Raw genomic sequence first — 12,188 nt, 5'->3', positions numbered from 1 at the left:
ATATTGGCTTGTTAGAATAAAACACGACAAAAAGAAAAGGAGTTACAGATAAATGACGAAAATGAGAGTTCTGGCAATTGTTATTGTACTTGCTTTGGCTGGTACAGGAGTTACAACCATCATGGGAAAGACGGAAAAGACAATCGAAGCCGCTCCAAATAAGGTTTCTGTCAAAGTCAGTGAGGCAAAGAATGTTATAAAGAATTCAACCCTTTCGTATAAAGCTTCCTTAGAAGCTTCTCAAGAGGGAATTGTAAGTGGCAAAGTTGGTGGTAAGGTCGTTCAGGTCATGTTCGAAAATGGTCAATATGTATCCCAAGGGGACACGTTAATCAAATTGGATGATCAGGACATTAAAAACCATATAGCTTCTTCTGAAGCCAAGCTGAAAGCCTCAGAAAGTCAAGTAACATCTTCTGAGAGCCAATTAGTTTCTTCACAAACCGGATTGCAGAAAATGCAGCTGAGTGTAGACAATGCAGTGCGCACCTATGACAGAACGAAAGAGCTTTTTAACGGCGGGGCCATTTCCATGGTTGAACTGGAAAGCGCTGAAACAACGGTAAGTAATGCGAAAAGTGACCTGGAATCGGCAAAAGCCAATATCGAAACCTCAAAAGCCAGTATTAAAACAGCACAAGCAAATGTGACTGCAGCACAGGTTGATTTAAAAATTCTTACAAATTCGCTGGCGGATACGATCATCACTGCGCCCCTTACTGGGATCATAGATGAGAAAAGTGTGAGTCTAGGACAATATGCCAACGTAGGAGCTGCCTTAGGAAAGGTTAAGACTATATCACCGATCTACGCGGTAATTGAAGTAGACCAAAACGATATGAGTTCTCTTAAAATAGGACAGAGTGCCAAAGTCAAAGTTGGAAGTATTGATATCAATTACTATGACGGAATTATAAAAAGTATTGAAGCCTCTGCCGATGCTACTTCAAGAGTTTTTAGATGCAAAGTTGAGGTCGCTAATCTCGATCAGACACTGAAACCGGGCATTTATGCCAACGTGGATATTGTAGGTGACCAGACATCAGAGGTGATTGCTGTGACAACAGATGCCTTGAGCGGAAATCAAGGAAATTATACAGTGTTTGTGAATGATAAAGGGGTCGCCCGTAAACGCATTGTTAGTATTGGGGAAATTACCAAAGGTCTAGTAGAGATCAAAGATGGTGTGAAAGAAGCTGACAGCGTCATTATTACTAATGTAAATACACTTCAAGATGGCGATATGGTTTCAGTCGTGACGGAATAGGAGGACAAGATTTATGTTTTTAACAGATATCAGCCTGAAACGGCCAGTATTTGCCACTGTAATCATTATCGCCATGCTGGCAGTAGGGGCTATGAGTTATATAGGGCTACCCATCAACGAAAACCCTGAGATCGAGATTCCTTATATAGCGGTTGCCATCTCTTTACCGGGAACTTCAGCTGAACAGCTTGAATCGAAAGTGACAAAAAGAGTCGAGGAATCTGTCGGACAAATTTCGGGAGTGAAACACATTACCTCCAGCATTTCGGAAGGGGTTTCCCAGACCGTCATTGAGTTTAATTCTGGAACAGAAGTCAATGTGGCTGCCCAAGATATCAAAGATAAACTAAGCGGTATTCGGGGCACTTTGCCGCAGGATATTGAAGAACCCATTATTCAAAAATTTGACTTTGCAGCAACGCCCATTATATCCTTTGTGGTCACTAGCCCTCTTTCCAACAAGGACTTATCACAAGTCGTCGAAGATAACATCACCAAAAAACTAAATACGGTGAAAGGTGTTGGATCGGTTACCACCTATGGTGCGCAAGTCAGGGAAATACATATCAAACTCGATAAAGAAAAAATGGCCTCTCTTAATGTGACCACTGCGCAAATTACCCAGAGCCTGCAAAGTGATAACATCGATAGCTCAAGTGGTACAGTTTCCAACGGTGACAAAGAAGTTTCGATCAGAACGAATGGTACGGTCAAAGAAGTCAATGATTTCTTGAATATTTTAGTCGCCAATCGTAATGGGACTGAAATAAGAATCAAGGATGTTGCCCAAGTAGTAGATACTATTAAGGATAAGGACAGCTTATCTTATTATAAGGGTGCAGAATCGATTGGTATTGATATTGTCAAACAATCCGGAGAAAACACCACCCAAGTAGCGGATGATCTTAAAGTGAAACTTGCAGCAATTCAAACGTCACTGCCTAACGATGTGAAACTAGATATTGTCAATGACAATTCGCAGGTCATACGGGCGTCCGTAACTGAAGTTCAGAAAACCTTGCTGGAAGGGTGTATCCTGGCGGTTCTCGTTGTTTTCCTCTTCCTGCGGAGTGGGGGAAGCACGGCCATCAGTGCCATTTCACTGCCCACCTCGATTATCACGACCTTTGCTGCTATGAAACTGATGAACTTTTCACTCAACACCATGTCATTAATGGGCCTCTCCTTATCGGTTGGATTGCTGATTGATGATGCAATTGTCGTCGTTGAGAATGTTGTACGTCACTTAAATATGGGTAAATCACCCATTCAAGCGGCGAAAGACGGTACGAGTGAGATTGGATTGGCCGTGACGGCTACAACGCTTACCATAGTTGCTGTCTTTCTCCCCATTACCATGGTTGATGGATTGATCGGGGCCTACTTCAAGGAATTTGGTCTAACGGTTGCTATCAGCGTCTTGATTTCTTTATTTGTATCCTTTACATTAGTGCCGTTGATGGCGTCTAAATATATAAAAAGCGAAAACGATGAATTAGATAAAAAACACGGTCCCCTGGGTAGATTTTTAATATGGTTCAATCACCTGTTTGTTAAACTTGCCAGAGTCTATACAAGACTTCTCAGGGTAACACTGAAGCACAGAATTAAAACCATAGCTATTGCCACGGCAATGTTCGTCGGCAGTCTGCTCCTTCTTAACGTCATTAATATTAGCTTTTTAGATTCCTCAGACAACGGAAAGATCACAATAGCAGCGACGACAGATGGAGGGACAACACTGGTTAGCGCTGCAGAAACAACCAAAAAAATGGAACGTATTCTTAATGAGTATCCGGGAGTAGTGTACCTGTACTCGACTGTTACACCCAGCAGCATTAACATTAGCGTACAGCTTCCAGACAAGAATACGAGAAAAGAACTCTTAAGTGAAACAGCCAATAAAATGCGAGAGAGTTTAACGCAGATTCCGGGGATTAGCTTTTCTATGACGATTGGTTCAACTGTGGGGCAAGGAGGGAAGGACGCTGAGATTCATTTTACTGGCAATGACTTTAATCAACTTTTAGACTATTCGCTGCAAGCCGAGAAAGTCTTAAAGAAAACTCCCGGAGCGGTTGACGTAAGTATAAGCTATAAAACTGGAAAAGCAGAAGCAAGAATTGACGTGGATCGTGATAAGGCCGCTGATTTAGGGGTCAGTCCAGTGGTCGTGGCCAATACGTTGGGAACACTCTTTAATGGTTCCCTCGTAACCCAGTATGAAACAGAAAAGGATCGTTATGACGTTAAAGTGTTGCTCCAAGATGATCAGAGGGAGGACTTTGACAGCTTAACAGGAATTTATGTGCCTGGTTCAAATAACAGTATGGTTCCTCTCGATCAGGTCACAAAGCAAGTTTTCGCTACCGGCTCTACTACCATTAGCAGATATGATAAAGCTCGAGAGATTGTGGTATCGGCAAATGCCTCCGGAGTTACGGCAACTCAGTTGAATACTCAGTTTAACACAGCCTTGAAAAATGACACGAAGATGCCCGCCGAAGTAAGCCAAGTTACCGGAGGAGATCAGGAAATGATGGCAGTAGCTATCCCCGGCTTACTGAAAGCCCTCTTGATGGGAATTCTGTTCATTTACCTGATCCTTGCCGCTCTGTTTGAAAGTTTTATTGATCCCTTTGCGATTGTCTTGGCTTTGCCCTTCGGTATCATTGGAGCACTGTTAGGCCTGTTTCTTAGCGGCAGCAATTTAAGCATGATGGCCATGATTGGTATTATTATGTTGATGGGACTAGTCACCAAAAATGCGATTTTGTTAGTTGACTATGCCAAACAAAGGCTGTCCGAGGGAGAGGAGCGAAATGAAGCGCTACTACAGGCGTCTTCTACACGACTTAGACCGATCATTATGACGACATTAGCGATGATATTTGGTATGATTCCCACAGCGCTTTCCACAGGGTTAGGCTCTGAAGGACGCGCACCTATGGCTTATGCCATTATTGGTGGCTTAATTACCTCGACTTTTTTAACACTCATCGTTGTACCTGTGATTTATACGCTGTTGGATGACGCCAAAGGGTTTTTTCACAGGAAACCGTCTGTAGTAGTTGTAGGGCAGAAATCGGTAAAAAGCTAAAAACTATAGGTATGTAAGGTTCTATATAGAACAAAATTCTTCGGAAGCAATAAGAAAAGCTGTACAGAATGCTTGAAAAGTAACAAAGGTGAAAAGACTCATTGCTTCCACAGCGGCTGTGTGATGTCAACAGTTGCTTACTGCGCTGTAAGAAAATCACGGCGGTTACTTTCAAAGAAAATCCACCGCCGTGGAGGAAAAGAAGTGAATCGACGATTCCCACTATCCCGATACTACTTTACTTTATCGAATAATGTGTATCGTACCTTCTTTACGAATAGGCGCAGTCGATTCTGCACCTATAAAACCGATAGACGCGGAAGAGCAGATCGTATGCTCCTTTGGGATGCCCAATTCAAGCAGATACGCTCGGACACCAGGATCATCCCGAAGCCAATGAAGTTGGTTGTTATAACAGCTTCCCAACCCCAGAGACTGGGCCGCAAGAAAAATATTCTGGAGCGCCATCGCACAATCTGCCATTGCATTTTCGTAATTTGGGCGATTGGAGGCAATGATGAGCGTTGGCGCTTCGCGATAGAAGTTATAACCTTCCTTTTGCGAATGCTCCTTTATAGCTTGCTTGCCGGGGTAATCGTCATCAGGAATCCAATGTTGAAATCCTTCACGAACAAGCTCGTTTAAATGAAGAAGCACCTCTCTTTTCTGAATCGCCGTAAACAGCCAGCTTTGGCTATTGCCGCCGCTAGGTGCCCATATTGCAGCATCAAGCAGAGCATCCAGTTGTTCCGATGATATTTGTTTGTCAGTAAATCGGCGCGTACTCCTCCGCTCATGGATGCAATTTAAGATTTCGTTATTTATACTCATATTATTTTCTCCTTCCAAATATATTTGCTTGCCCACTCCTAATCATCTTCTCCAACCTCTCGTATAAATCCGTTTTCTTCCCCCGATCCCAGGAACTGTAGATCTTCTCCGACAGCGTGGGAGTCAGAGGTAGGGATTTTAATTCATTTTCCAGAAATACCTTATAAATATCCTTTGAGCAACTCTCACATAGATAGCGCTCTCCACCCCAGGCGAAGCAATTGCGCATTTTTTGATAAATATCCTCAAATTCATCCACCATGATATTACCAAAAGATATGTTAAGAAACTCACAGGGCTGTAAATCCCCCTTGGCATTGATATAAAATCTATCCGTACCTCCAGCCGTACAGCCGAACACTGCTTTATCTTCCTCAATAATCTGAGCCGAGATTGCAGGATACTCAGAGAACGCTTCTTCCAAATTGTATTGATTCACCCTGTTTTTAATATAATTAAGATTCTCAGTGGTAAACTCAATATTTCCTTTTTCCAGCCACCCTCCGGCAGGTTTTGGCTTAATGATCTGGATAAGACAGGCCCCAAAGCCTTTGGCCGCCTCCATAATCCTCTCAAAATTACCACTATAAAAGTCCTCTCGCATCAGACAGGTATTAAACGCCACCGCTAGGCCCGCCTTGTGGCACATCTCAACCCCTTTCTCCATAGTATCCCAAGCAGAATCCTCCCCCATAAACTGATTAAACGTAACGGCATCGGGACTGTGTAGAGAAAACATAATGGCTGTCACGTTCAATTCTTTAAGTTCTGAAAGCTTTTCTGGACTCATCCCAGCGCCTGTAGAGTTGATCCAGATTTCCGATCTGGCGTCAATAACTGTGCAAACCCTCTTTAACCGCTCATAAACTATAAAGGGCTCGCCACCCTCAATATTAAAAAAGGCAATTCCCATCTCCTGCAGCTTTCTTACGGTCTTGATCAACGTCTCTAGCTCGACATCCTTGCCCTTATCTAACTTCTGATAACAGTAATTGCAATGATAGGGGCAGGCGGAGGTAATCGATAACAAGACTGTGGTGCAGGGCATTTTTTCTGAGAACTGACTGAATTTATGACAGGCAGTGTAAAAAGCCTGGGATGGATAACCTGGTACGTAGAGACCTAACCTTGTCTTACCGTCGATATTAACAAATTTATTGTGCTGCATCTTAGACACAAAAAGCAACAGCCTTTTTAAGAGCAGAATAAACCCTGTAAAGGAAATCTCTCTTTTGCAAAGCACCGGGATATGGTGAAAAAAGATGTTTATTTTTAGTTTCAGGTTAAACTTTGTTTTTTGCCAGCCAGTAACATTTCTTATCTTGATCACGGGCCTACCCCATTTCATATCCCTTTTAGATCAGACCTTGTTCTTTGTACCATAGGACCGTTTTTTTAATACCTTCCTCAAGGCTATAGGCGTTTCTAAACCCTAGAAGCTGCTCAGCCTTCGCCACTGAAACCTCTAAATTGTCGTAGAACATGTTAACCCGCCCCCTAGTTAGAAGTGGGGGACTTTGGGCCTTAACCACAGTGTATAAAAGCTCCATCAGCAAAGCAATGGGATAACTCAGGGGCTTAGGAAGATTCCCGGGTTTTTTAAGTCCTGCTTCAGAACAAAATAACCTATAAATTCTGTCCATGCTTTCCGCCTGTTCGTTGCCAACTAGGATACAATTTACCCCTGTTAGATGTTTTGTATAGGCTAGAACATAAGCTCTGGCCAGATCTCCGGCATAGATGACATGGAATTTGTTCTGCTTTGCTCCTGGCACCAAGGGAATTCTAGCCTTGGCTGTTTTAAGGTATTCATAAAATCCCCCGTTTAACTCCATCTCACCATAGACCCAAACCGGCTCTAATATAGTCAGGTTTAAATCAAATGCGCCTGCAAACTCGAGGGCCTCTTTTTTGGCCAGGGCTTTAGTATCGCGATAGAAATTCAACTTACAGGGGAAAAAACGGTCTCCAAAGTACTGGTAATGCGAATTATAGGGCGACGTTTCGTCCTTTACGAGCAAGGTATTCTCTTCGCCGTATACGGAATTGGACCCTGTTATCAGGACATTCTTGATCCCGGCCTGCACACAAGCAGTTAGTACATTGATTGTGCCAGTAACATTTGTCTGATAAAACTCATCATAATTCCCCCAGTCGGATACTTTGGCGGCATTATGAATCACCCAGTCATAGCCAGCGAAAGCCTTAGTTAAATCCCCTATGTTTTTAATATCTCCAGTCTTTATCTCGACAGGCAGACCCTCAAGGTTGGCCAGGCTGCTGCCTTCTCTTACCAAACAGCCTACACTAACCAGGCTTTCACAGAAGGCCCTAGCAATATGACTACCGATAAATCCTGTGGCTCCAGTAATCATGACCTTACTCATTCTCTTCATATCTCTTCAGTAGGATCAGGGCATTATGCCCCCCAAAGCCGTAGGAAGCAGAGAGTGCATAGTCAATTGGAGTCTCAATTGTCTCTAGTGGTAGATTCAGATTATCCATCGGCTCAGACATTAGGTTCCCATGGAGTCTCGACTCTTTGATCGATAAGGCCGTTACTGCCACCTCAAGGGCTCCACTGGCTCCAATGCTGTGGCCTAGGATCCCTTTAGTAGAATTAATGTACGGCTGAGTGCTTTTAGCTCCAAAGATCCGTTGGATAACTTGGGCTTCAATGTCATCATTAGCCAATGTCCCCGTACCATGGGCATTTAGATAGTCAATCTTGATCCCCTGGGTCACCTTCTGAAAAAGCCCAGTAATACTGTCCCCGGAGGGCTCCATCTGCACAATACTGTAAGCGTCACTGCACGCTTCGTAATCAACAACCTCAGCATAAATGTCAGCCCCTCTATTCCGTGCCCTTTCCAGCTCCTCCAGAACGAGAACACAACCTGACCCTTCACTGAATAAAAACCCGCTTCTCTGCTGAGAAAACGGCTGAGGCCTTCCGTCCTTGGCTCTGGTAAGGGTTGACAGCATATCAAACCCTCTCATAATTGCGCCATTCTTTTCTACTAGGGCTTCCACTCCACCCGCTAGGATCACATCACTTCTGCCGGATAAAATAGTTCTATACCCTTCACCAAGAGCAAAAGTCCCTGAGGCACAGGCGGCATTGAGCGTATAATTAAACCCTTTCAGTCCGAATAGTATCGAAATCCAGGCAGCAGGCGAATTAGTCATCAGCATGGGAATAACCATTCTGTTGAACCGAGTTCCTGATCCGGTTGTTCTAGGATTAGGATTAGGATTAGGATTAGTACCAGAACTAGAACTAGAACCAGTTCTAGACTCAAAATCAGACTCGGACATTTCTACCCCAACCATATGAGCTGAGTAGGATTCCAAAGCGGTTTGCAAGCTACTCATACCAGTACCGATTATGATAGGGCAGTTTTCCAATCCCTTAACCTGCATGTGTTTTTCAGCCTTATCAATCTGATATCCTGCGTCCTCTAATGCCAACTTCGCGCATAAGACGGAAAGTCTCGAGGATTCTTCCATCATCCCTTCCACGGATTTATGGATTAAATCGGTCAAGGAGAATTCCGGTTTAGGAACAAAGTAACGCGATTTGAACGTATAGTTCTGTTCATAACACTTCGGAATCTCAGCTATGCACGTTTTTAAACCGTAAATCCCTGCTGAGAAATCGTTTTTACCAATTCCTATGGCTGTGGCCGGTCCGATCCCAGTAATAACAACTCTTCGTTTCACTTGGTCCTCCTTTAAATCGATGTGCGATGTTCGTTGTTGGTAATTTGACTTGAGTCCCTCTACTTTAGAAAATTTGCCACAGCTCGCAAATAGTCTTTCGAATCTGAGAAATCTCTAGCACTCAAATCGTACATCGCTAAGTCGATCTCCCGATCTTTCTTCCATAGTGATTTGCTGCCCTGGTCCTTAACTTCACCTAATTTATAGAACTTCAAAGTCTTCTGCTGGGCTTCGTTTAGAAACTCTTCTTCGCCTTCTTTACTCAGAGTGAAAAGCAATTCATACTCCCCACATTCCCCTAAAAACAGCACTTCCTCGGGTAGGTTAAGGCCTTTGGCCAGGAATACCCCACTTTCTATATAGGGTAGGTCGCTTACCACAAAACCAGTTTCGCTCATCTCTGAAATAGAATTGAGCGCGTTAAAGATTCCATCACTGGTATCAATACAGCAGCAGCTGTGTCGTTTTATGAGCTCTGCCTCTTTGCTTCTCAACTGGAAAGGTTTTTTCCATTGACCCGTTAAATGCTTAATGTAGGGGTTTTTGGCATACAGGACTAGGGCAGCTTCAATATTCCCGCCGCCGATGTGGCCAGTCACATAAATCCCATCTCCAACCTTTGCCCCACTCCTTAACAGGGGCTCTCCCTCTAGCTCTCCAATGACCGAACCAGTGTAGCGCCAAGTTTTGGAAGTCCCAAAATCTCCACCGATGAACGCTGCCCCCACTTCCTTAAGTACCTGAGCGATCCCTTGAGACAATTTGCTCACATAGTCTTGGGACCAGGATTTTCGGATCACTAAGCTATGCGCATAATACTTAGGAGTCCCCCCCGAGGCTAGGATGTCACTGATACTGCCAACTGCCATATTCCAGCCCAGCACGTAAGGGTCCTTATCCCTTAATAGGTCTTCTTCCGAAAACTCGTCCATCGTGTAGAGAAGTCTCTTTCCCTGAAACTGAACTATTTCCGAGTCGGACTCAAAGAGCTTATTAAGCTGATTGATACTCCTCGGCATATGCTTATTTATCAGCTCAATCATTTCTGTTTCTTTACTCATCATGCACCTCACATATCAAGTCTAAGGGGTCCCGTGCAGTTTCAATCACACACGGCAAAAACCCTCTAGGATCCCCATCAAACTCTATTTCAGGATTTTTGCTATTTCCGTACACTTCTATTGATGAGGCGTATTGCAGGGACATCGACTTGGTATTGCCAAACCTCTTCCCCCTGTATAGTTTCAAAAGGACATTGAACCAATCAGCCCAGCCTATCTCCTTGATGGTTAGAGCATAAAACCGCTTGTCTCCAAGAGTTAACTGGTTCTTCACTTTAATACCTGAAGCTATGTACGTTGTCTTGCCCACGGAAATATTATAAACCTTTTCGAGCACCTCACTCTGTCCGTCAAAACGAACGGAGAAGTGATTGGGTTTATACTCAAATAAGGTTTTAATCAGGGAGGCAAATGTCCCAGCGTAATCTCCGATATACTTTCTTATACCGCTGTTAGCACTTCTGGCGACGGAGGCTCCCAAGCCGAAATTGGCACAGCAAGCAAAATAACTGGTTTGCACATTTCTGTTAATCTTACTTAGCGGCTGTATCGGTTGACCCTCCAGTCCCTGGTCATAAGCACAAGTGTAGGTTATTTTACCGATGGAAATTTCTTGACTCTTTCCCGCAAAGACAGTGTTCAAAGCCTGTTCAATGTCCAGCGGTATATTGTAGCTATTACATAAGTCAGGGCTGGTTCCGATATGAATGACACCCAGTTTGGAACTGGAAATTCTTCTACCCTCAGAATCATAAAACCCGTTGATGACCCGGTTAATCGTTCCGTCTCCCCCCACAGCTACGATCACATCATAGCCCTTAGTGTTTCCTTCGACGGATAGAGTATAGGCATCTTCTAAGGTATCTGTTAGCTTATAGTCAAACTCAAGCCGGCTTTGCTGAAAGATTGTCAGGATTTTCTCAACCTTTTCCTTACTGCCCCCGCCAGAACCGGGATTCATGATTAAGAGATATCTCACAGGCGTCTTACCCTTTTAATAATTTCCGTGGCTTCGGCAACCGTCTCCGAGGTGAGATTGGCTCCAGCGATCAACCTGACTCGACCTTCACCGACTGGGACAGAGGGTTCAATAAACGTTGTGGAAAGAATCCCCTGTTCATAAAGCCTCTTAGCTAGTTTGAACGTCGCTTCTTTACTTCCGGATTGAATTGAATTTATAGGGGCCTCACCCGTCGAGACTGTAAAGCCCCCCTCAACGAGACTTTCATAGATCGCCTGTTGATAGGTCACCAACTTACGCTTAAGCACTTCGAAGTCAGCGCGAATGACTTCCAGAACAGCCACTGTGCCGGCCAGAACTGCAGGGGTAAGGGCCGTCGAATAAACTAAGTGAGGGCAGTAATATTTCAGATAACCTATCAGCCCTTTCTTACCGCTGATCATCCCCCCTGAGTTAGCCAGTGCCTTTCCTAAGGACGCTGTATAGATTCCAAGGTATCCATCGATTCCCTGCTCCTCAAGAATACCTCGCCCCGATTTTCCCAGCACTCCAATACCATGGGAATCATCAATCACAGGCATGGCGTTATAGGTCTCACACAATTGCACAACTTCCTTAAAAGGAGCAATGCTGCCCTCCGTGGAAAACACGGACTCTGTCACAACAAAGACCTGCCGGTACCCAGTGGAACGCTGCAAAATCCCTTCCAGATGCTCAAGATCATTGTGAAGAAAGGGCCTAATTTTACAGCCAGCGGATTTGATTCCTTGAATCAAGGAAGAATGGGCATACCGGTCAACGACGATCAGATCCTGGGCTCCAGCAATACAACTAAATAAGCCATTATTTGCCTGGTAACACGAGGGTAGGATAATCGTCTCTTCCAGCCCGACAAAGCTTGATAGCTTCTCTTCTAACCTTTGGTATAAATCAAGGTAGCCTGTGGCGATGGGTGTTCCACAGAGAGAAACCCCATACTTTTTTATGGCCTCCTCAGCAGCTTGTTTCACCCTACTGTCTGTGGCCAGACCCAGATAATTGTTCGATGCCAGGTCAATCATCTCATGTCCGTTCACCTGAATTCTTTCATTCAATCCAGATTCAACTCTCAGGTAATAGGGATTATGTCCAACTTCTTCGGCAAGGCTCTCGTCCAAGCTAAATCGGTTATAAAACTCTCTTAGATCCATGTTTTCCCTCCAATTATAGAACTTACTTCAGGTGGAGTATTAGCTCCATCTGAAG

9 protein-coding genes are annotated in these 12,188 nt (G+C 44.1%); 2 read left to right on the top strand and 7 right to left on the bottom strand.

Features of this window, described 5'->3' with window-relative positions; translation table 11 throughout:
* Positions 1 to 52 precede the first annotated feature (52 nt).
* The gene (locus E4K67_RS20590) at positions 53 to 1,267 is read left to right on the top strand and encodes an efflux RND transporter periplasmic adaptor subunit (RefSeq protein ID WP_135550159.1); all 1,215 of its coding nucleotides are present in this window, start codon (positions 53 to 55) and stop codon (positions 1,265 to 1,267) included.
* Between the two features lie 13 nt (positions 1,268 to 1,280).
* Positions 1,281 to 4,367, top strand: coding sequence for an efflux RND transporter permease subunit (locus E4K67_RS20585; RefSeq protein ID WP_135550157.1), 3,087 nt, complete (start codon positions 1,281 to 1,283; stop codon positions 4,365 to 4,367).
* A 243-nt stretch (positions 4,368 to 4,610) separates the two neighbouring features.
* Here the strand turns inward: E4K67_RS20585 and E4K67_RS20580 are convergent, their stop codons facing one another.
* The 7 genes from E4K67_RS20580 to E4K67_RS20550 are packed head-to-tail and all read right to left on the bottom strand — an operon-like array spanning position 4,611 to position 12,133.
* Positions 4,611 to 5,198, bottom strand: a complete 588-nt coding sequence (locus E4K67_RS20580) for a nitroreductase family protein (RefSeq protein WP_135550155.1) — start codon at positions 5,196 to 5,198, stop codon at positions 4,611 to 4,613.
* A gap of 1 nt (position 5,199) precedes the next feature.
* A complete protein-coding gene (locus tag E4K67_RS20575; RefSeq protein WP_135550153.1) occupies positions 5,200 to 6,528 on the bottom strand; it encodes a radical SAM/SPASM domain-containing protein in 1,329 nt (442 codons plus the stop codon).
* 25 nt (positions 6,529 to 6,553) lie between these two features.
* Positions 6,554 to 7,585, bottom strand: a complete 1,032-nt coding sequence (locus tag E4K67_RS20570; RefSeq protein WP_135550344.1) for an NAD-dependent epimerase/dehydratase family protein — start codon at positions 7,583 to 7,585, stop codon at positions 6,554 to 6,556.
* Complete coding sequence (locus tag E4K67_RS20565; protein WP_135550151.1) at positions 7,578 to 8,921, bottom strand: beta-ketoacyl-[acyl-carrier-protein] synthase family protein; 1,344 nt, start codon at positions 8,919 to 8,921, stop codon at positions 7,578 to 7,580. Before E4K67_RS20565 ends, E4K67_RS20570 begins: the two co-directional genes overlap by 8 nt.
* A 59-nt stretch (positions 8,922 to 8,980) precedes the next feature.
* Positions 8,981 to 9,982 carry a thiamine-phosphate kinase gene (locus E4K67_RS20560; protein WP_135550149.1) on the bottom strand — a complete coding sequence of 334 codons (1,002 nt, stop codon included), beginning with the start codon at positions 9,980 to 9,982 and terminating at the stop codon, positions 8,981 to 8,983.
* Positions 9,975 to 10,961, bottom strand: a complete 987-nt coding sequence (locus E4K67_RS20555; RefSeq protein WP_135550147.1) for a diacylglycerol/lipid kinase family protein — start codon at positions 10,959 to 10,961, stop codon at positions 9,975 to 9,977. Before E4K67_RS20555 ends, E4K67_RS20560 begins: the two co-directional genes overlap by 8 nt.
* Positions 10,958 to 12,133, bottom strand: a complete 1,176-nt coding sequence (locus tag E4K67_RS20550) for an aminotransferase class I/II-fold pyridoxal phosphate-dependent enzyme (RefSeq protein WP_135550145.1) — start codon at positions 12,131 to 12,133, stop codon at positions 10,958 to 10,960. The genes E4K67_RS20555 and E4K67_RS20550 overlap by 4 nt, the downstream gene beginning before the upstream one ends.
* Between the last annotated feature and the right edge of the window lie 55 nt (positions 12,134 to 12,188).

It is taken from the genome of Desulfosporosinus fructosivorans (assembly GCF_004766045.1).
Classification (GTDB): Bacteria; Bacillota; Desulfitobacteriia; order Desulfitobacteriales; family Desulfitobacteriaceae; genus Desulfosporosinus; species Desulfosporosinus fructosivorans.
Note: the sequence above shows the minus strand (reverse complement) of the source record. Positions and strands in the feature narration are given on the sequence as shown.